Origin of the sequence: Vibrio tapetis subsp. tapetis (genome assembly GCF_900233005.1) — a bacterium.
GTDB classification, from domain to species: domain Bacteria; phylum Pseudomonadota; class Gammaproteobacteria; order Enterobacterales; family Vibrionaceae; genus Vibrio; species Vibrio tapetis.
Genome location: NZ_LT960611.1, coordinates 2,320,858 through 2,341,000 on the forward strand (window position 1 = coordinate 2,320,858; position 20,143 = coordinate 2,341,000).

At 45.3% G+C, this 20,143-nt stretch carries 20 protein-coding genes; all 20 read right to left on the reverse strand.

Going from position 1 to position 20,143, the window contains the following annotated elements; translation table 11 throughout:
• The 20 genes from VTAP4600_RS10265 to fliJ all read right to left on the reverse strand — a co-directional run bounded on the left by VTAP4600_RS10265 (position 1) and on the right by fliJ (position 20,140).
• Entirely contained in the window at positions 1-1,161 is a 1,161-nt protein-coding gene (locus tag VTAP4600_RS10265; protein ID WP_102522712.1) for a chemotaxis protein CheW, read from the reverse strand.
• Entirely contained in the window at positions 1,154-1,930 is a 777-nt protein-coding gene (locus VTAP4600_RS10270; protein WP_102522713.1) for a ParA family protein, read from the reverse strand. The genes VTAP4600_RS10265 and VTAP4600_RS10270 overlap by 8 nt, the downstream gene beginning before the upstream one ends.
• Before the next feature lie 9 nt (positions 1,931-1,939).
• The gene (locus VTAP4600_RS10275) at positions 1,940-3,085 is read right to left on the reverse strand and encodes a protein-glutamate methylesterase/protein-glutamine glutaminase (protein WP_102522714.1); all 1,146 of its coding nucleotides are present in this window, start codon (positions 3,083-3,085) and stop codon (positions 1,940-1,942) included.
• 13 nt (positions 3,086-3,098) lie between these two features.
• On the reverse strand, positions 3,099-5,288 hold the full coding sequence (locus tag VTAP4600_RS10280) for a chemotaxis protein CheA (RefSeq protein ID WP_102522715.1): 2,190 nt from the start codon (positions 5,286-5,288) through the stop codon (positions 3,099-3,101).
• A 9-nt stretch (positions 5,289-5,297) separates the two neighbouring features.
• Entirely contained in the window at positions 5,298-6,023 is a 726-nt protein-coding gene (locus VTAP4600_RS10285; protein WP_102522716.1) for a protein phosphatase CheZ, read from the reverse strand.
• A 58-nt stretch (positions 6,024-6,081) separates the two neighbouring features.
• Complete coding sequence (gene cheY, locus VTAP4600_RS10290) at positions 6,082-6,450, reverse strand: chemotaxis response regulator CheY (RefSeq protein ID WP_000697871.1); 369 nt, start codon at positions 6,448-6,450, stop codon at positions 6,082-6,084.
• A 44-nt stretch (positions 6,451-6,494) separates the two neighbouring features.
• Positions 6,495-7,229 (reverse strand): RNA polymerase sigma factor FliA, encoded by a 735-nt coding sequence (locus tag VTAP4600_RS10295; protein WP_102522717.1) that lies wholly within the window; start codon positions 7,227-7,229, stop codon positions 6,495-6,497.
• Positions 7,222-8,109 carry a MinD/ParA family protein gene (locus tag VTAP4600_RS10300; protein WP_172443115.1) on the reverse strand — a complete coding sequence of 296 codons (888 nt, stop codon included), beginning with the start codon at positions 8,107-8,109 and terminating at the stop codon, positions 7,222-7,224. Before VTAP4600_RS10300 ends, VTAP4600_RS10295 begins: the two co-directional genes overlap by 8 nt.
• A gap of 13 nt (positions 8,110-8,122) precedes the next feature.
• Positions 8,123-9,625, reverse strand: coding sequence for a flagellar biosynthesis GTPase FlhF (gene flhF, locus VTAP4600_RS10305; RefSeq protein ID WP_102522719.1), 1,503 nt, complete (start codon positions 9,623-9,625; stop codon positions 8,123-8,125).
• A 36-nt stretch (positions 9,626-9,661) separates the two neighbouring features.
• Complete coding sequence (gene flhA, locus VTAP4600_RS10310) at positions 9,662-11,755, reverse strand: flagellar biosynthesis protein FlhA (protein WP_102522720.1); 2,094 nt, start codon at positions 11,753-11,755, stop codon at positions 9,662-9,664.
• Between the two features lie 141 nt (positions 11,756-11,896).
• On the reverse strand, positions 11,897-13,027 hold the full coding sequence (gene flhB, locus VTAP4600_RS10315) for a flagellar biosynthesis protein FlhB (protein ID WP_102522721.1): 1,131 nt from the start codon (positions 13,025-13,027) through the stop codon (positions 11,897-11,899).
• 9 nt (positions 13,028-13,036) lie between these two features.
• Complete coding sequence (gene fliR, locus VTAP4600_RS10320; protein WP_102522722.1) at positions 13,037-13,819, reverse strand: flagellar biosynthetic protein FliR; 783 nt, start codon at positions 13,817-13,819, stop codon at positions 13,037-13,039.
• A gap of 8 nt (positions 13,820-13,827) precedes the next feature.
• Complete coding sequence (gene fliQ, locus VTAP4600_RS10325; protein ID WP_102522723.1) at positions 13,828-14,097, reverse strand: flagellar biosynthesis protein FliQ; 270 nt, start codon at positions 14,095-14,097, stop codon at positions 13,828-13,830.
• Between the two features lie 11 nt (positions 14,098-14,108).
• A complete protein-coding gene (gene fliP, locus VTAP4600_RS10330) occupies positions 14,109-14,978 on the reverse strand; it encodes a flagellar type III secretion system pore protein FliP (RefSeq protein ID WP_102522724.1) in 870 nt (289 codons plus the stop codon).
• Entirely contained in the window at positions 14,965-15,411 is a 447-nt protein-coding gene (gene fliO / locus VTAP4600_RS10335; protein WP_102522725.1) for a flagellar biosynthetic protein FliO, read from the reverse strand. The genes fliP and fliO overlap by 14 nt, the downstream gene beginning before the upstream one ends.
• A 3-nt stretch (positions 15,412-15,414) precedes the next feature.
• Complete coding sequence (fliN, locus tag VTAP4600_RS10340) at positions 15,415-15,819, reverse strand: flagellar motor switch protein FliN (protein WP_102522726.1); 405 nt, start codon at positions 15,817-15,819, stop codon at positions 15,415-15,417.
• Between the two features lie 11 nt (positions 15,820-15,830).
• Complete coding sequence (gene fliM, locus VTAP4600_RS10345; RefSeq protein ID WP_102522727.1) at positions 15,831-16,895, reverse strand: flagellar motor switch protein FliM; 1,065 nt, start codon at positions 16,893-16,895, stop codon at positions 15,831-15,833.
• Positions 16,896-16,902: 7 nt separating this feature from the next.
• Positions 16,903-17,391 (reverse strand): flagellar basal body-associated protein FliL, encoded by a 489-nt coding sequence (gene fliL, locus VTAP4600_RS10350; protein ID WP_102522728.1) that lies wholly within the window; start codon positions 17,389-17,391, stop codon positions 16,903-16,905.
• A 33-nt stretch (positions 17,392-17,424) separates the two neighbouring features.
• A complete protein-coding gene (locus VTAP4600_RS10355; RefSeq protein ID WP_102522729.1) occupies positions 17,425-19,563 on the reverse strand; it encodes a flagellar hook-length control protein FliK in 2,139 nt (712 codons plus the stop codon).
• 133 nt (positions 19,564-19,696) lie between these two features.
• Positions 19,697-20,140 (reverse strand): flagellar export protein FliJ, encoded by a 444-nt coding sequence (gene fliJ, locus VTAP4600_RS10360; RefSeq protein WP_102522730.1) that lies wholly within the window; start codon positions 20,138-20,140, stop codon positions 19,697-19,699.
• Between the last annotated feature and the right edge of the window lie 3 nt (positions 20,141-20,143).

The window sequence follows — 20,143 nt, forward strand, 5'->3', positions numbered from 1 at the left end:
CTAACTGTCCAACGCTTTGACATCGAGCCCTGCATCCAGCATTGTGATCATCGCATCGACATGGATCAGAGCGCACATTTTTTCTTTAACCATCCCGGCTAACCAAGGACGTTTCCCGGCACTTTTGCGCCAGCGGATTTTTTCAGGGCTAAGCCATTCGGTTCCCATTAATTGGTTCGATGCTAACCCCCAATGACTTTCATCTAACATCACAATATATTGATAACTATCGCGATGTGTGTCATCGATCAATTTTTCTGACATTGCCCACCTTGCGGTGTCAACAACGTCTAACTGATCGTTCTTATTGGTTTGTAAACCTAAATACCAATCAGGACGGCCAATTAAGTGATTCAGTTCTTCAGCTTTTTGATGTATACCGCCAAGCTCATCTAAAGGAACCGCGAATACGACGCTATTTACTTCAAAATAAAGGACTTGGAACGCATCATTTCTTGCGACTGTTGTCCACTCTTTAGTAAATCCTGCTCCCGACTCTGTTTGGGCTTCAGTCTCGGCTTGTTGCTCAATAACGTCTTCTGTATGAGTTTCAGGTATTGCAACAGGCTCTATAACCTCGGCAATTGCTTGTTCAGGTTCTGTTATCGTTTCAAGCTTAACTTCTGGAGAATCCACCAGAGTTTCGGCATAACTGCTTTCCCACTCTTGAATTTCTGCACTGAGCAAAGCTGGCTCTTCTTGAGCAACCTCAGTGACAACCGCAATATCAACGTTATTTTGATTAATGAGATCGTCAATTTCTGGTTCATCAGCAGCATTGGTTGACTCTAACTGACTAAGAAGGCGTTGCACGTCATCTAAGTCAGGAAGCTCAAATTCGTTGTAACCTACTTCAGTATAGGACGAACTCGACTCACTTTGTAACTTAGCTTGAGGTTCAAGCTCAAATTCATCAGAGACACGTTGCTGCGTATCATCCTGAGATGCGATTTCTCGTTCAGCAGAAATGCTAACGTCATCAACCTCAGTAGATTTAACAACTTTTTTTACGACAATGACTTCTTCTGCCGAGTAATCTTGTTCACTGACTTCAAGCTCACTAGCCTCGTCGGCAAAGAATGTGTCTTCACCTAACAAGGCCGTAAAATAGTCATCTAATGCCTGCTCACTCGATAATACCGCTTCAGGTTCTTTAATCATCGAAAGACAACCTCTCGAGATAGATTAAAAGCTGTTTATAAGCGAATACGCCACGGCTACCAGGAGCAAAATACGACGCTGGTAAGTGCTTTAAGCTGGCATCACGAAATTTAGTATCGATAGGAACAGCAGATGGCCACACCTGATTAGGGTAACCTTTCTTTAACTGTGTTAGCGTCTGAAGCGAAGCATTCGTTCGCTTATCATACATAGTTGGCACTATCGTTGTTTTAAACGGAGACGTTCGTGATTTCTGCATGATCGCTAAAGTTCGAACCATTCGCTCAAGACCTTTCATGGCCAAGAATTCGGTTTGAACTGGTATCAAAATTCGATCACTCGCAGCCAATGCATTCACCATCATTACCCCTAAAATTGGCGGGCAATCAATCAATACATAATCGTATTTTTCAGATATTGCAGTCAGAGCCTTATTTAATATCAGCCCCATACCACTTCGGTTACCCATCACGCGATCAAGTGTCGCTAACGACATATGAGCAGGAATGATGTCGATATTTTCAATATCGGTACCCAAAATTAACGAACTCACGCTACTTTCATCAATCTGCCTCAATTGAAACAGATCAAATAAGCTGCAAGGTACTTCGTCAGAGTCATATCCGAGATAAGTAGTAAGAGACGCATGGGGGTCGGTATCAACCAATAACACTCGTTTACCACGCAGACTTAACAACCCCGCCAGTGTTACTGTCGTGGTTGTTTTGCCTACACCGCCCTTTTGGTTAGCGACACTCCAAACTATCACATTGACTCCTTAAGATATGCCAACTTCAACTAGCATACGTTCAGCGATACGCTCTAGCGGTAAATCTTCGCTTGAGATCCCTGCTTTAGCAACGGCTTGTGGCATACCATATACCACACAGCTTTCTTCATCTTGTGCCCAAATAGTCGCACCCGCTGTTTTCAGCATTCTTGCGCCTTCACGCCCGTCAGCTCCCATGCCAGTCAATACCATGGATAACACTTTATCTTGGTATATTTTTGCAGCAGAACCAAAGGTTACATCGACACAAGGTTTGTAGTTCATTCGCTCACCACCATCAATGATGCGGAGCTTAGCAGAACCGGGACGACCATCTATCATCATCTGTTTGCCACCTGGTGCCAAATAGGCATGGCCAGGCTTTAGAACATCACCATCTTCCGCTTCTTTCACCTGAATTTTGCATAAAGAGTTCAATCTCGATGCAAATGCAGCGGTGAAGGTTGCAGGCATATGCTGTATCAACACAATCGGATGTGGGTAATTTGCTGGTAACTTAGTCAGCACCTTTTGTAATGCTACAGGCCCCCCAGTTGAGGTACCAATAGCCGTTAACTGATATTTTTTGCCACTCGCTTTATACTTACCAGCAAAACTTCGTGCTGGAGGAGCCGCTGCGGGTGTTGAAGGTGCAGACCTTAATTGAGAAGACGCTGCATTCCTCGTTGCGGAAGTCGACGGCGCTGTCCGTGCTGGTGCAGCAGGAGCGCTTGTGGTCGTTCTGCGCATAAACACTCGTTTACGCGCTATTTCACTGACTCGTTGTTGCAGCAAACTAACCGCTTCGTCTCTGTTTCGTGCTATATCTTCAAATTTCTTCGGTAAGAAATCTAATGCACCCGCATCCAGAGCATCTAACGTTGCTTTTGCACCATCGTGAGTTAACGATGAAAACATCAAAATAGGAGTAGGCTGCACTTTCATGATTTCACGTACAGCCGTAATGCCATCCATTACTGGCATTTCGATGTCCATAGTGATCACATCCGGTTTAATTCGGAGTGCTTTTTCAACGGCATCTTTACCGTTAACCGCCATGTCTACTACTTCAAGACGCGGATCTGAGTTGATGATTTCACTGACGCGACGTCTGAAAAAACTTGAATCATCAACAACTAGTACTCTAACCGCCATACTATTCCTTCAATTAAATGTGCGAACGCATCGCATATTTTTTCAATAAGTTTGGTACATCAAGAATCAACGCAATGTGGCCATCACTGGTAATTGTTGCCCCAGCCATGCCTGGTGTACCCTGCAATAATTCATCTAACGGTTTGATAACCACTTCTTCTTGTCCGATCAAGGTGTCTACAACAAAACCGACACGCTGCCCGCCAAGTTGAACAATGACAACATGACCTAGGTTACTCTTATTCGTATCATAAGCTTTGTTTGGCACCAGCCATTGCTGCAAGTAAAACAGTGGGATAGATTTCTCACGAACGATAATCGTAAGTTGACCGTCAACCGTATTGGTTTTGCTTAAATCCAAGTGGAATATTTCATTGACACTCGCCAGTGGCAATGCAAATGGCTGACCTGATACACCAACCATTAATGTAGGCAAAATAGCCAGCGTCAATGGTACTTTGATCGTAATCTTGGTGCCTTTGCCCATTTCCGAATCGATATCTATCGAACCATTAAGTGTATTGATGGCCGTTTTCACTACGTCCATACCTACACCACGACCCGAAATATCAGAAATCTCAGTTTTGGTTGAGAATCCAGGAGCAAAAATCAGGTTATAACACTCTTTTGGCGTCAACCTTGCGGCTGCGTCTTGGTCCATAATACCGCGATCTACTGCGATACCTCGTAGTTTGTCTGCATCCATACCCCCACCGTCATCAACGATGCTAAGTTGGATATGATCACCTTCTTGAGAAGCTGCCAAGATAACTTTACCGGTTCGCGATTTACCATTGGCAACACGAACATCAGGCATCTCAACGCCGTGGTCCACTGAGTTACGAACCAAGTGAATCAGTGGATCGGCAAGTGCCTCAACGAGGTTTTTATCTAAATCGGTATCTTCTCCGCGCATTTCAAGCACGATGTCTTTTTCTAAGCTACGCGCCAAATCACGAACAACGCGAGGGAAACGACCAAATACTTTCTTAATTGGCTGCATGCGCGTTTTCATTACTGCGCCTTGCAAATCTGCTGTGACAACATCTAAGTTAGATACAGCCTTTGCCATTTCTTCATCGTTGCTATTCAAACCCAAGCTAACTAAGCGGTTACGAACCAATACAAGTTCACCAACCATGTTCATAATGTCGTCCAATGTTGACGTATCAACACGCACGGTTGCTTCTGCTTGAGGCTTTTTCTCTTTCGTTGCTGGTGGTTTTGCAGCAGCAGGCGCTGGCGCTTTTTCTGCAGGAGCAGCCTTCGCTGGAGCCGGTGCAGGTTTTGCAACTGGAGCAGGGGCTGGCGCTACCGGTTTAGCCGCCGGTTCCGGTGTCGAGGCAGCCACAGGGTTAGTCGCTGCTTCAAGTTCTTCCGGGGACGGCCCTTTGCCAGAACCATGCAGTTGGTCGAGCAGTTTTTCGAATTCATCATCAGACATGATATCGCTATCACCACCCATAGTAGGTGATGCGGCTGGCGTCGGAGCCGGGGCTGCCGGAGCGGGCGCCGAAGTGCCAGCGGTCGGGCTCTGTCCTGAACCATGCAGCTCATCAAGTAATTTTTCAAATTCATCATCGGTGATATCATCACCGCTTGCAGCAATTGATGGCGCCGCACTTGGTGCTGGAGCACTCGCAGCGGAAGGCGCAGTACCTTTACCATGCAATTCATCAAGCAATTTTTCGAATTCATCTTGAGAAATATCATCAATTGAAGCGCTATCTATCGCGGTAGGTGCCACAACTGGCTCAGGAGCGGCTACTGGAGCCTCTACGACTGGAGCCGCAGGAGCTTCTGGTGCTGGTGCTCCCGGGTTGCACAAGCGATGCAGTTCTTCAATTAGAGCAGGGGCGGCTGGAACGAGAGGCTCTCGATCTTGCACTGCTACAAACATAACGTTTATTTCATCTAGTGCTTTTAAAATGGTGTCCATAAACTCAGCACTTAAGCTAAGTTGGCCATTTCTCAATAGATCAAATAGGTTTTCCGCACCATGGCAAACATCAACCAGTTCACCAAGCGACAAGAATCCCGCACCGCCTTTTACAGTATGGAACCCTCGGAAAATTGCGTTCAACAAGTCCCTATCTTCAGGGTTATTTTCTAGCTCAATCAACTGCTCGGATAGCAGTTCTAGGATCTCTCCAGCTTCAACTAAAAAATCCTGTAGAATGTCTTCGTCTAATTCGTAGCTCATATATTACCCCTAAAAACCAAGACTTGATAACAAATCATCAACATCATCCTGTGAAGCCACCGTATCTTCCCGCTCATGCGGATTGAGAATCGGCCCCTCAGGTGCTATTGCGTCTGCCGTTGGCTTAGCTTCTTGCTGCTCTTCTTTTTGCTGTTCAACACCAAAGGCCGTCAAAATCTCGACAAGTCTATCTTCTACTTCGCGAACCAAAGTGATCACGCGTTTTATAATTTGGCCAGTTAGATCTTGAAAGTCTTGAGCCATTAATATCTCAGTCAATTGACTTCGAAGCTCAGAACTGTCGCCTTCCACTTGAACCATCAACTCGTCAATTCGATGGCAAAGGGCTTTAAACTCACTGAGTTCAATGCGCCCTTTCATTAAGCGATTCCATTCAGGGCGAACTTGCATTAAATGCTCATGGAGGTTATCTGCCATAGGCAAAGAACGCTCAACGGCATCCATAGTGCGGTTAGCTGCTGTCTCTGTCTTTGCAATCACGTATTCGAGCCTATCCCTTGCATCGGGGATTTCGTCGGTCGCGATTTCGCTCATACGTTGGTCCATGTGAAATTGATGAAGTGAATCATGCAAATCACGTGTTAGTGAACCAATCTCTTGAAAAACAGGATTGTTTGCAGGCTTTGCCAAGCTGCAGACAAGGTCATCCGCTTCTGCTTGCTGACCATTTTCTAGCAACTGAACCAGCTCTTTCGCTTGCTCTAAAGAAATCATTCCAATAATGCCCTTTGACGCCTCTGTGTGTTTAATAATTATCTAAGCGTTACGTGGCTTATAAACGCTCAAAGATCTTATCTAGTTTTTCTTTTAGCGTAGCGGCCGTGAATGGCTTAACGATGTAACCATTCACACCAGCTTGTGCAGCTTCGATGATTTGTTCACGTTTCGCTTCAGCTGTGATCATTAAAACAGGCAAGTGTTTGAGTTCATCATCAGCACGAATATTTTTTAGAAGGTCAATCCCTTGCATACCAGGCATATTCCAGTCTGTTACAACGAAATCAAACTCACCTTTTTTAAGCATAGGTAACGCAGTTAAACCATCATCAGCTTCTTGAGTGTTATTAAAGCCCAAGTCACGAAGTAGGTTTTTTACAATACGGCGCATTGTTGAGAAATCGTCAACAATGAGGATCTTCATGTTTTTATTCAAAATTGCCTCCACTGAGGTCAAAGTCAGTGTTATTACTCATTGATTGTCCACGCACTAAGTTTGGCACGTAAACGTTGCATTGATTGGCTATGTATTTGACTTACGCGAGATTCACTTACGTCTAATACTTCCCCAATTTCTTTTAAATTTAGCTCTTCATCATAATAGAGAGAAAGAACTAGAGCTTCTCTTTCTGGGAGCGTCTTAATCGAATCAACCAAAGCTTGTCGAAACGACTCATCGGCTACCCCCTTGAATGGTAAGTTATCTTCCGATGCTTCGTGTGGTGAAATGGCATCTTCTGATACACCTAGGTCCTCAATTCCTACTAGTCTTGAACAGTTTATATCAGTTAACGCATTATGATACTGTTCTAACGACATATTTAAGTGTTTGGCTACTTCTGCATCAGTTGGATCACGCGTCAATTTTGATTCTAGCTCATTTATCGCCTGACTGATGGTTCTATTGCTTTTATGCACTGATCGTGGCACCCAATCGCCTCGACGCATTTCATCTAACATGGCACCACGAATCCGGATACCAGCATAGGTTTCAAAGCTGGCACCTTTGGTTCCATCGTAATTTTGCTGAGCTTCGATTAGACCAATCATGCCTGATTGAATCAGGTCATCGACAAGTACATTCGGTGGTAATCGACCAATGAGGTGGTGCGCAATCCTTTTGACTAAACCTGAATAACGCTCAAGAAACGCAGACTGGTTTCCTGGGTTCCCAAATTGATCATATGTTAGCGCCTTATTCACCAAACGGCTCTCCTGAAACTTCTGCGTTATTTAATAGCCGCTCTACAAAAAACTCTAAGTGTCCACTTGGAGTTTTAGGGATTGGCCATGTCAACGCTTTATTGGCTAATGAACTTAATGCTAGTGCAGCAGGCGAGCGAGGGAAAGCATCCACCACTATTTTTTGCTTTTTAACTGCTTGTCTAACCTTATCATCTAGTGGGATACATGCTACGAGCTCGAGGCTCACATTGAGAAATCGCTCTGTGACCAAGGTCAACTTTGCGAATAATTCTCGGCCTTCACGGTAGCTTCTCACCATATTAGCAACAATTTTAAAGCGTTGTACCTGATGTTCACGGCTTAATAGCTTAATTAAAGCATACGCATCAGTAATTGACGTGGGTTCATCACAAACCACAACTAAAACGTCCTGAGCTGCTCGCGAAAAGCTGATAACCATATCAGAAATACCCGCTGCTGTATCGACCAAAAGAATATCAATTTCTTCTTCGATACTGCCAAATGCGCGAATTAACCCAGCGTGTTGCGCTGGGCTAAGTTCCGTCATGCCTTTTGAGCCCGATGTCGCAGGAATAATTTTCACCCCATGCGGGCCTTCAACCATCGCATCTTGAAGATCACATTCGCCTGCCAATACGTGGCTTAAGTTTCTTTTTGGTCGAATACCAAGCATAACGTCGACATTTGCTAGCCCGAGATCCGCATCAAGTACGACCACTTTTTTACCCGCTCTCGCCATCGAAATAGCCAGCCCGAGCGTTACATTTGTTTTACCTACGCCGCCTTTACCACCAGTAACCGAAATCACCTTAGTTTGTGTTGGCTTCGTTAAGCGACGGAGGCCGCTTGCTTGGTCATGTATCATATCTTTATTCATAATCATCCGCCGCCTAGAGTTCTTCCGAGTCGCTGTTCCAGTAGTGAGGTTCATCTTCTGCTGACTTCTCAAGCAACTCATTTGCCTTAGCAAGCATATACTTAGGTTGAGCTATCACAATGTCTTCAGGCACGCGCTGCCCGTTCGCAATATACGCAATCGGCATCGCATTTTCGATCACGACACTGATCACCTCACCTAAGCTGAGAGATTCATCTAATTTCGTTAATATACAACCAGATAACGGAATCCGTTTAAAATGATCGATGGTTTCTTGTAGCACTTTACGCTGTGCGGTTGTCGGCAACACTAAATAGCTACTGATCACCTCACCGCTTTCTTGCATCAATGTGTCTAATTGCTCCGACAGTCTGACATCACGCTGCCCCATTCCGGCGGTATCAATTAAGATAAGTCTTCGATTTCTAAGCTGATATATTACTTCGGCCAGTTGCGTAGAATCTTTAGCAACTCTTACTGGGCACCCCATAATTCTGCCGTAAATCGACAATTGTTCATGTGCCCCGATACGATAAGTGTCTGTTGTGACCAAAGCGACGTTATCTGCGCCATATTCCATTGCCGCTCTTGCTGCAAGTTTTGCTATGGTCGTCGTTTTACCGACTCCGGTAGGGCCAAGTAACGCAACGACACCACCGCGACGTAATATATCGTCTTTTGGGGTGTTAATTTGGTCTGCAATAAGGCTAAGCAGTGCTTTCCACGCATGAATAGGCGGCGTTTCTTCAGGGATATAGCACGCCATTTGATCCGCTAAACCTTGGGAGACACCCATCCGCTCCAGTCGCTTAATCAACATCGCACGTAATGGCTCACGACGTTCGACTTCTTGCCACATCAAACCTGATACTTGATGCTCCAACAAACGTCTTATTGAGGTCATCTCTTCACGCATTGTTTCTAGCTCTTCATCAGAGCGTTTACTTGCTGCAGGTGCGTTTTTATCATAACGAGTAGGATCGAGACGTGGAGCTCCTCGTTGCTGACTTGATTCACTTTGCCCTAATAACCGAGCTAAACCTGATTCTTCAGCTAACGACTGACCACCAGCGTTACCTCTATTTTGACCATAACCTTTATTGTCACGTTGGTCCGGAGACTGGCGTTTCAATAGTGCCTGCAAAGAATCAGCCTCTGTGCCTCTGCTGGTTTCATTGTCTTCGTCTGCACCTTGGCTATATTGCTTCAACATGTTGGCAAAGCGTTTTGTCATTGAGCCTGAAGCTTGCCCACCAATACTGACTCTATCGTCTTGAAGGTCACGGCGACCGCCTGATGCTTTAACTTGATTGGAAGGCTGAGAACTTGAATAACGGTTCGTCTCATTAGGACGTTTTCCCGCAGGAGCGGCGGTATCACCATCAACTGCCGCTACGATCTCTACACCGCCAGTAACTTTTTTATTCGACATGATCACCGCTTCAGATCCAAGCTCTTCTTTCACTTGCATCAACGCGCTTCGCATATCTTTGGCAAAAAATCGTTTAATTTTCAAAATCGTATTCCACAGTTACGGGATGTTCTGGTTGCATTAGTTACCAACCGCTTGAACGATCCGAATTTGTTTTTCGTCCGGAATTTCCTGGTAAGACAACACTCGTAAATTTGGAATGGTGTTCTTCACAAACTTAGCCAGTGTGGTTCTCAATACGCCTGATGTGAGCAATACCGCTGGCTCACCTTTTAATTCTTGATCGTGAGTTGCTTGGCTCAATGAAGACTGTAGTCTTTCAGCCAAACCAGGTTCAATACCTGCAGATTCACCACCAGACGCTTGCATTGTTTGATGCAAGATTTGTTCCAGCTCAGGAATCAATGTAATAACCGGAAGCTCAGGCTCTATACCATTGATTTCCTGGACAATAAGTCTCTTCAATGAAATACGAACCGCAGCGGTAAGGATGTCAGGTTCTTGACTCTTTGATGAATATTCCGACAATGTTTGTACTATGGTTCGAACATCTCGAATTGGGATCGCTTCATTCAATAGGTTTTGCAGCACTTTCACCACAACCCCTAATTGGAGTTGCTCAGGCACAAAACCCTCTACTAGCTTAGGCACTGAACGCGACAGCATTTCAAGTAAATTCTGTACTTCTTCATGGCCGATCAGCTGAGACGCATTGTTCGTTAATAACTGGCTAAGATGCGTAGCAAGTACGGTGGATGAGTCGACCACCGTGTACCCAAGCGCTTGCGCCGTTTCTCTTTGTTCGTCTTTCACCCATACCGCTTCAAGACCAAAAGCAGGATCTATGGTCGCCTCACCTTCTACCATGCCGTAAACTTGACCTGGGTTAATCGCCAGTTCTTGATCGGCTCTGATTTCAGCTTCACCAACCGCAACTCCCATGAGTGTGATTCGATAGCTGTTGGGTGGCAGTTCTAAATTGTCTCGAATATGTACTGCTGGTATTAAAAATCCAAAGTCTTGAGATAACTTTTTACGTACGCCTTTGACCCTCTCAAGCAATTCGCCCCCTTGCTCCCTATCAACTAACGGGATCAGGCGGTAACCCACTTCTAGACCGATGACATCGACGGGTTGAACATCATCCCAAGAGAGCTCTTTTTGCGAAACAGGCTCTGAATCTTGAGTGGTCGGTAATTTAGGATTACTGGCTTCTTCTTTCTTCTTTTTGGTCATGTAATACGCACCACCACCGGCAATCGCTGCCAGTAATAAAAACGCAAAGTGAGGCATGCCAGGAACGATGCCCATGACACCGAGTATTGCAGCGGTAATCATGAGAGCTTTCGGGTTATCGAACAGTTGAAAAACCAACTGCTGCCCCATGTCCTCATCGGTATTTTGACGCGTTACCATCATGGCAGCACCAATCGACAAGAGTAATGATGGTATTTGAGCAACCAAGCCATCACCAATGGTCAACAAGGTATAGATCTCAATCGCATCTCTAAAGGATAAGTCGTATTGCACCATACCAATAGCGAAGCCACCGATAATATTGATGAAAAGGATTAAAATACCGGCGATTGCATCTCCTTTTACAAACTTAGAAGCACCATCCATAGAACCATAAAAATCGGCTTCTTTTGTGACTTCGAAACGACGAGTTCTTGCTTGCTCTTGATCAATCAGCCCGGCATTCAAGTCGGCATCGATCGCCATTTGTTTACCCGGTAAGGCATCAAGGGTAAAGCGAGCACTTACCTCTGAAATACGACCAGCACCTTTAGTAACAACCATGAAGTTAATGATCATTAATATGAGGAAGACAATTAGACCAACGGCATAGTTACCACCAATAACGACGTTGCCGAATGCTTCAATTACGTTCCCTGCAGCTCCTGAACCTTCATGACCATACAACAGCACCACACGAGTGGACGCCACATTCAATGCCAGTCTCATCAAGGTCGCTATCAACAGGACAGTCGGAAACGCTGCAAAATCTAACGGCCTACGTGTGTAAATGGTTACAAGTAACACAACCATTGCCAGCGCAATGTTAAAGGTAAATGCTAAGTCGAGAACAATTGCAGGTATAGGAAGCACTACCATTGCCAACGTCGATAGAACCAATACCGGAGCCCCAATAGCAGGCATAGTTCGGCTCGTCAATTTTGGCAGTTTATCTGCAAAAGGTAGGTTAATTTTCATACGTTTTCGTTATCATACCAATCTAGATTCTATTTTGATTTACAAGTACAAATAGGCAAAATGTATTCTATTCGTTTTTAATGGTTAAGCAATTATTGAGCCTTGTTAATTCGTCAAAAATTCGGCGAGTCGTTATAGCCATTACTTACGTAAATCTTTGGGAATATCCATCGCCTCTTTGCGCAGGATGGGCCTTTCTCCACCACGTCTACGATATTGCTTAAGCTGAAATACGTAAGCGAGTATCTGCGCTACAGCAGTAAATAGACCGTCGGGTATTTGCTGTTCCAGTTCGGTTGAATGGTATAAAGCTCGAGCTAACGGTGGAGCCGGAATCACATACACATCGTGAGCTCTTGCGACTTCTCTGATTTTGAGCGCCATATGGTCAACACCTTTAGCCACAACCACCGGGGCTTTGTCTTTACCTTGATCGTAGCGCAAAGCGACGGAGAAGTGCTCAGGGTTAGTCACGACAACGTCAGCTTGTGGCACATCGGCCATCATACGACGTTGGGCGGCCTCCCTTTGCAACATTCGGATTCGACCTTTAACTTCGGGCTTACCTTCTGTTTCTTTAAATTCGTCTTTTATTTCTTGTTTCGTCATTTTTAACTGATCAGCGTGTTGCCATATCTGAAACGGGATATCTATCGCGACCACAATTAATAATGAACAACTGATCAGCAAAATGAAATTAAGTAAAATGTCCAACGCGTGAAAGATGTTGGCAGGATACAAATCTAAACTGAGTTGAAACAAATCTTCTCTGCCCGATTGGATCAAGAAGAATGCGACACCGGCAACTAATGACACTTTTAAAATGGACTTTAACAACTCAACCCAGCTCTGTAAGCCGACCATACGTTTTAAGCCGCTTAATGGGTTCATTTTTGATGCCTTAGGCATCGCCGCTTCAACAGAGAAACTGATCCCACCTAACCCAGCCGCGCCAGCAACCGCAGCCACGAACAATGTCAGCAGTATCAGGAGCAGAGGAAGGATTAAGTGAACTAAAGCGCCAGCGATGATTTCCATCAACTTGCCTTGATCGTATATCTCCTCTCGGCTCAAGCTAAAAAAACGGCCCATGATTTTAAACAAACCAGTGGCAAGCCCATCGCCGAACATCATTAAGGCGAGCGCACCTACAATTAAAACAGACACGGAAGCCAGCTCTTTTGAGCGAGCGACCTGGCCTTTATCTCTTGCCTGTTTTAAGCGCCTGGGCGTGGCGTCTTCTGTACGTTCTTGACCGTCTGAATCTGCCAATTCAGCCTCCTAACACTCTAGATCAATGAGCCGACATATTTGCAGGAATCCGGTATTCCAGTGCATGTCATAATGAGTATAGATCCCTGAAATAATGTACCAACATATCAGTAAGCCAACCAAGAGAGCGAAAGAAAAACCTAAAGCGAATATGTTCAATTGAGGCGCGGCTCTGGTCATCACACCAAAAGATAAGTTAATGGTTAACAAAGCAATAATGCCGGACAAAGACATACTCAGTGCCGTTTTAAAAATAATTCCGAACCAAGTGGCCATTTCTCGATAGTCTGCGCTTTGTAAGGAACCCGAGCCAATGGGCAACGTTTTGAAGCTCATCACGACCAGCTGGAGCATTTGGAGATGCCCGTCTGTTGCTAAAAAGAACATGGTGGCGAGAAACATGAACAATTGACCAAGCAAAGGCGTACTTTGCCCATTTGCAGGGTCAACCATTGAAGCAAAACCCAAACTGGCTTGCATACCAAGAATTTGTCCTAGCACCACAAACGATTGCAACACAAATTGAGTCACTGTGCCCATTGCAACTCCGATCACCAACTGCTCAAAAGTAACTAAAAAACCTTGAAAAGAAAGTAATTCGATATCTTGCGGAACCGCAGGGATAGAAGGCATAACCGCTAAGGTCACCGCCAAGCCGAAATAGAGTCTTATACTAGTAGAGACGAATCTTGCACCCGTTACCATCATAACCATTAGCATGGCTGAGATGCGCGCATAAGGCCAAAAGTAGTTGGCTAACCAATCAAGAGCGAGAGAGGCAGGAAATTCCATAAATGCCCCTAATAGAGCATGGATGGCATGCGCGCGATGAGTTCAAAAAAGAAATCCATCAACATACGAGTCATCCAATGTCCAAACAGCATCAATGCCAGTAATGTCACAACCAAACGAGGCAAAAAACTTAAGGTTTGTTCGTTAATTGATGTCGCCGCTTGGAAAATAGCCACCACCAAACCTATCAGCAAGCTGGGTATAATGATGGCACATACCATGATAAGCACCATCCAAAGTGCTTCTCTAAATAGGTCGACAAATAGCTCAGGAGTCATGTCGTTCCTCGCTATATGGCAAAACTGCCGGCGAGTGTTGAGAGGATCAAATTCCACCCGTCCACTAACACAAACAGCATTAACTTAAATGGCAATGAAACGATCATAGGAGAAAGCATCATCATACCCATGGCCATCAATACCGATGCCACCACCAAATCTATAATCAAAAAGGGTAGAAAGAGCATAAAGCCAATTTGGAAGGCCGTTTTTAGCTCTGATGTAATGAAAGCTGGGATCAAGACATTAAGAGGTACTTCTTCAGGGCTGGTGACTTGTATATCCGCCATATTTACAAACGTTTCGAGATCTTTTACCCGTGTTTGCTTCAACATAAACGCTTTCATCGGCTCTTGAGCCAGAGAAAATGCCTCTCTAGCAGTAACCTGTTCATTTACATAGGGTTGAATAGCGGTTTGGTTCACTTCTTCTATCACTGGCGACATAATAAAAAAAGTCAGGAAAATGGCGATGCCAATGATCACTTGATTAGAAGGTGTCTGTTGCAAACCCATGGCTTGACGAAGTATCGACATCACGACAACGATTCGTGTAAATGACGTCATTAAAATAACCATTGCAGGCAAAAAGCCTAACAAGGTCATTAACGCTAAGATCTGTAGATTAATCGAATAATCTTCACCACCATTCGCGTTTGTCGTCACCGTCAAGGCTGGAATTCCACTTCCCGGACCCGTAGTACTGAGTAAAGAACTCGACGAACCTCCTTCTTTTTCCATCGCAGACACAGTCAGTTGCTCAGCTCCCGCTATTGAGGCTGCGATGGGTGTTTCCAATTCTTGTTGTGCAAAGGCCGCTGGCGTCCACACACAAAACAGAAACGCTGCCAAACAGGCAGCGAGGATATTATTTCGTTTCATCTTTTTTCAACAATTGACTGAGTTGGGATGCAAATGGAAGTGGCGCGCTTTCTTCATCTTTTAATGGTTTTTCTAACCGCGACAGCATATTGATCGACTGTGCGGTTATTCCAATGAGAAACTGCTCTTCACCTGCTTGAACAATCATGAGCCTCTCTTTTGTACCAACAGGTAACTGACGCACGATTTTAAGACCATCTCGGCCTGTCATACTCGGAAGCCGCATCCGTTTCAACAACCAAGCTAAGAACAAGATAAATATAATGACAAACACCAAGGAGCCAAATGTTGCTGCGAGATCCAACTGGCTCGCACTGCTTGATCCAACGTCACCTAACGTAGAAGAACGACCAAGTGACGAACTCGCCGCACTGGTATTTTCAGCGGCGACCACGGGAGAAGTTAACAACAGTAAGCTCAAAAATTTGCTCATTGCTTACCTAAGCTTTTTAATTCGTTCTGTTTGACTGATTACATCGGTCAAACGAATACCGAACTTGTCATTGACGACAACCACTTCACCATGGGCAATCAAGGTTCCATTAACCAGAACATCCAGCGATTCGCCAGCCACTCGGTCAAGTTCTACAACCGAACCTTGGTTTAATTGCAGAAGGTTACGTATGCTGATCTTTGAACGACCAACTTCCATAGAAATGGTCACTGGGATATCCATAATGGTATCCAGCTTACGCCTTTCATCGTCTGTTATCGGTTGGCCTTCATCGCGTAGCTCTTCTAATGGCGCGGTTTCAGCTTCAACAGTTTCTGCCGCCAAAGGATCTTCGCCTAAAGCTGCGGCCCATTCATCGGCCAGTTTTTGGTCTTCACTTGGATCCATGCTCTATTTACCTATTCGTCTGATTGATTGATGGGCTGTCCATCATCGTTATCAAGTTCTGAAATCATGTCGTTGCCTAAAAATGCCAGATCGGTTTTCACAACATCTGGACGCTTAATTTTCTCGGAAACCTGAACCGCGAGTTTATCTCCTGAGCGCCCCATTTTAACTCGGTATGTTGGCAACTCTTCCACAAACATGGTTGCGTTTTCTGGCATAACCATTGGGATAATATCACCAGGGCGCAGTTCCATTAAATCTCTAAGCGATATGTCTTGCTCTAGTAGGTTCACTCGGAAGTTAACAGGCACATCCATGATTTCTTCTTTCAGTGCCGAGCTCCAACGAACGTCAGTTTCCATTTTGTCTGATTGCACACCAGCATCAAGCAACTCTCGAATAGGCTCTACCATTGAATAAGGCATCACCACATGGAAATCGCCACCGCCACCATCCACTTCGATGTGAAAGCTGCTCACGACGATCACTTCCGTCGGGCTAACGATGTTGGCCATGCTTGGATTCACTTCTGAGTCTAAGTATTCAAACTCAACGCCCATAACGGGTGACCAGGCTTCTTTGTAGTCTTCAAAGACAATTTTCAATAATAACTGAATGATTCGTCTTTCTGTTGGCGTAAATTCTCGACCTTCAATTTTTGCATGGAAACGGCCATCCCCACCAAAAAAGTTTTCAACCAAAATAAACACTAGGCGAGCTTCCATCGTCACCAAGGCTGTGCCTTTAAGTGGACGGAATCTCACCATGTTCAAACTTGTTGGTACATACAATGTATTTTGGTATTCACCAAATTTCATCATTTGTACGCCATTGATCGACACTTCCGCAGTTTTCCTCAGCATGTTAAACAAGCTAATACGCAGGTGACGAGCAAAACGCTCGTTAATCAGTTCCAAGGTCGGCATGCGACCACGGACTATTCTGTCTTGAGATGAAAAATCGAAACTGACGGCATCCTCGGGGACGGCGTCTACCTCATCAATATCATCCTCTTCAACATCATCCACCCCGTGTAAGAGTGCATCGATCTCGTCTTGGCTTAATAGATCTGTCACGGTATTCCTATTGCATCACAAAGTCTGTAAACAGAACTTTCTCAATGACCGGTTGGCCAACCAACTCGCTTAAGGCCGCTTTAACGTCCTCTGTTGACTGGTCTCGAAGCTCTGTGCGCCCTAATGGGGTACGTAACTGGTCGACGGTTGCGACACCAAGTGAAGCCAGTAGTGTACTTTCGATCAGTGGTGAATGGTATTTTGCCAGTTCTTCATTGGCAGAACCTCGCACCATAAGCTGTACTTTTATTTGCACGAGTCGCCCACGCTTTTTGTCTCCAGCATTAAAGACAAACGGCTGGGCAATATTGACGTAGGAAGCCGGCTCAGCAACCATCACTGCTGTTTGGGATTCTTCTTTGGATTCTTCGTCATCACTAGAGCCCATCATAAAGAATGCTGCACCACCGCCGACAGCCAGTAATACTACGACGGCAATAATGATAATAAGCATCTTTTTACTTTTAGGGGGTGCTTCTGTTTGCTCTTCAGCCATATACCAACGTCTCTATTTTATTTATCTATAATCTTAAGCGTAAAAACTGATTCCATCACGGTTAGATGTCACATCCACATTAACTTCTGACGGATTATCTAATCCTAGCTCACCATCAGCGTCATTATCGCCGTTTTTCCGACCCTGTTGACCGTTTTGTCCCGCAACATATTGACTTTGCTGTTGTTGACCAGCATTTTGCTGCTGAACGGACGTATCTGCAAGCTGTAAACCTTGTTGAGCTAACATTTCTCTTAATCTTGGCATCGCCTGCTCAACAATGTCGCGGGTTTGCTGATTAGCGACGGTAAACTGAACAGAAGCAACATCGTTATTCATGGTCATTCGAATTTGCATGCGCCCTAACTCTGGCGGATCTAACCTGATGTCTATGTTCTTTAAATTCTTAGAAAGCATCATTTGTACGCGTTCAGCTAATTGCTCCCCTGCTGCGTCTCTTGTTAACTGTAAAGGGGGTTGCTGAGCTGCATTCACCGTTTGAGCCTCAAGCCCTCGAGCTTGTGCGACTGTGAGACCTTGCTGTCCTGCAACGCCTGCTAGCTGATGAGCCAAATCACTTTTATCTTCAGTCCCTGGCCCAGGTTTCGTTCCTTGTCCTTTGCCTTCACCGAGTACAAGCGCAGAAGCCGCCGCAGCACTGATCACTTTTGCTTGTTCTGTTGCGGCGACGGGGGTGCTAACCGCGTTTGCCGCCGCTAAGCTTTGAGTTTGGGCACTCTGCATGGCAATGTCTTGACTAAGAGCACCACTACTTACCAAGGATGCCGCCGCTTTGTCCGTTGGCAATTGAGCGGCTGTAGGGTTATGCAACTGAGCAGCCAGTGCAGCTGATGTGGCCACTTTTGCGGCCGTTGAAGCTTCAATGCTTTTCTTACCGCCTTCTGCAGCCGCTAGCTCTGCATTAGTCGATGCCCACATGGGTTCACCGTAAGTGACACTTGCCTCTTCAGCTTCAGCCGCGACTAATGGCTGGCCTTCAAAAGTGGAAGCGGGAACGCTTTGAGTGGTTGCGACGCCATTAACTTTAGCCTCACCGTCTACCATCATCGCGGCAGTACCTGCCATACCGACAACGGCACCAGCTTGAGCAACATCAACTTGACTAGCACCAACGCCAACCTGGGAAGCATCAACACCCGCACCTTGCTTCGTGGCGGCAGATGCCGACTGGGTAGCGCTATCTGGCGCGCCCCATTTAATTTGTTCGCTTGTCGGCGATTCTACAGCTTTATCAGCCTTACCTGCTGTCGAAACCACACCCAACGTTCCAGCGGCAAGCATGGCAACTGCATTTTCATCAACCTCACCATCGACACTTGGGTCTGAATCAACAGATGCCTTATTTGCCGAGCCACTTTCGGGACTAACAGGTTCAGCGCTGGCTTGACTAGCAATAGCGCCACCAGCACCGATAGCGGCAAATTGGCCAACCGGATTGCTGCTTGATTCTGTTGCAACAGCCGTTACTTTGTCTTCAGATGTTCCGGCTAAAGAATCCGCCACTGCTTGCTTACTGCCAGAGGCCTCACTTGCAACAACTGCATTATTACCGACAACGGCTTTTGTCTTACCGGAAGCATTCTCGGCTTGGCTTACTGCTACCCCTGCAGATGCCGCGGCTTCTGGTGGCAAGCCTTTGCCTTCAGTGCCAGCTTGAGCATTTTCCGCTAACGCTTTATTTGATTCGTCTAAGCGCTCTAAAAGTTTATTGCCTTCGCTCATTGTTTTATCAACATCAGCAGTACCCTCTTTGCCACTTTCAGATTGGCTACTCTCTTGTTTTAAAAGGGAATCTGACGTTTCTTCACTGCCTGTTTTTGCGCTCACTTTTGATGACGAACCTTCGGTCTCTGCTCCTTGGGTATCGACATTGTCGCTATCGGCGACCTCGCCAGTGGTGGCTTTGCCCTTCACGCTCTCTGATGACTCTGCGTCTTCACCTGAGGACTGAGACACCTTACCCTCGGTATCCGATGTGATCTTTGAGTCACCACCCTCTGTTTCGCTACTCGACGAATCAGAACTAAATGCTGACTTTAGGATATCAATAAACCCTTCAGATTCAGAATCTTGTGGTGATGATGTATTTGCTTTCCCAAGCAAAGATGAGGACTTACTAACCTCAGATACGGACAGAGAACCATGGCTCATAAAATCACTCTCGCAGTAAAGTGAAGATGCCTTTAAGAAGAGACATCGCAGGACAAACGCTAATAGCGCTACAAATCAAATGATACTGCTAAGATTAATGCAAAAATTAAGCCACTATGGTGGTGCGATGCATTTAGAAAATGGATTTCTTACGAGCAAACTGCAAAGTGGAAAATTCATCCATTTGTTGCTGCTCTTGCTTATCAAGTTTTCGCTGTTTCTCTGACGCTTTTTTTTCCAGCATCCATTCGTATGAGCGCCTTTGTTTACGCGTGCTCATCCAATGCTCTTGGCAATTTTCTACCTGAGATTTAAAATGGTCTTCCGCTGATTTTTGTTTAGTTAAGGTTTCATCTAACTGGGTCAAAAATCGATTTAAGTGACCATACTGACTGGCAGTGAGTCCTTGCTTACCTCGATCGACCAGTTGATTACAATAATCGAGTCGGTATTGCTCTATTTGTTGGATCTGTAGGTAATAACCATCAAGCTCACTGCGAGCCTTGTTTAGAGCCAACACCGCTTGTGATTCATTGTCTTTTGCCTGATCGAGTAAAAAATCTAACGCATTATCCATCGT

What these genes read in the sequence shown, in the direction of transcription:
- VTAP4600_RS10265 (WP_102522712.1), bottom strand. Translation starts at nt 1,161, where the DNA reads ATGATTAAAGAACCTGAAGCGGTATTATCGAGTGAGCAGGCATTAGAT.
- VTAP4600_RS10275 (WP_102522714.1), bottom strand. Translation starts at nt 3,085, where the DNA reads ATGGCGGTTAGAGTACTAGTTGTTGATGATTCAAGTTTTTTCAGACGT.
- VTAP4600_RS10280 (WP_102522715.1), bottom strand. Translation starts at nt 5,288, where the DNA reads ATGAGCTACGAATTAGACGAAGACATTCTACAGGATTTTTTAGTTGAA.
- VTAP4600_RS10285 (WP_102522716.1), bottom strand. Translation starts at nt 6,023, where the DNA reads ATGATTTCTTTAGAGCAAGCGAAAGAGCTGGTTCAGTTGCTAGAAAAT.
- cheY (WP_000697871.1), bottom strand. Translation starts at nt 6,450, where the DNA reads ATGAAGATCCTCATTGTTGACGATTTCTCAACAATGCGCCGTATTGTA.
- VTAP4600_RS10300 (WP_172443115.1), bottom strand. Translation starts at nt 8,109, where the DNA reads ATGAATAAAGATATGATACATGACCAAGCAAGCGGCCTCCGTCGCTTA.
- flhA (WP_102522720.1), bottom strand. Translation starts at nt 11,755, where the DNA reads ATGAAAATTAACCTACCTTTTGCAGATAAACTGCCAAAATTGACGAGC.
- fliR (WP_102522722.1), bottom strand. Translation starts at nt 13,819, where the DNA reads ATGGAATTTCCTGCCTCTCTCGCTCTTGATTGGTTAGCCAACTACTTT.
- fliQ (WP_102522723.1), bottom strand. Translation starts at nt 14,097, where the DNA reads ATGACTCCTGAGCTATTTGTCGACCTATTTAGAGAAGCACTTTGGATG.
- fliP (WP_102522724.1), bottom strand. Translation starts at nt 14,978, where the DNA reads ATGAAACGAAATAATATCCTCGCTGCCTGTTTGGCAGCGTTTCTGTTT.
- fliO (WP_102522725.1), bottom strand. Translation starts at nt 15,411, where the DNA reads ATGAGCAAATTTTTGAGCTTACTGTTGTTAACTTCTCCCGTGGTCGCC.
- fliN (WP_102522726.1), bottom strand. Translation starts at nt 15,819, where the DNA reads ATGGATCCAAGTGAAGACCAAAAACTGGCCGATGAATGGGCCGCAGCT.
- fliL (WP_102522728.1), bottom strand. Translation starts at nt 17,391, where the DNA reads ATGGCTGAAGAGCAAACAGAAGCACCCCCTAAAAGTAAAAAGATGCTT.
- VTAP4600_RS10355 (WP_102522729.1), bottom strand. Translation starts at nt 19,563, where the DNA reads ATGAGCCATGGTTCTCTGTCCGTATCTGAGGTTAGTAAGTCCTCATCT.
- fliJ (WP_102522730.1), bottom strand. Translation starts at nt 20,140, where the DNA reads ATGGATAATGCGTTAGATTTTTTACTCGATCAGGCAAAAGACAATGAA.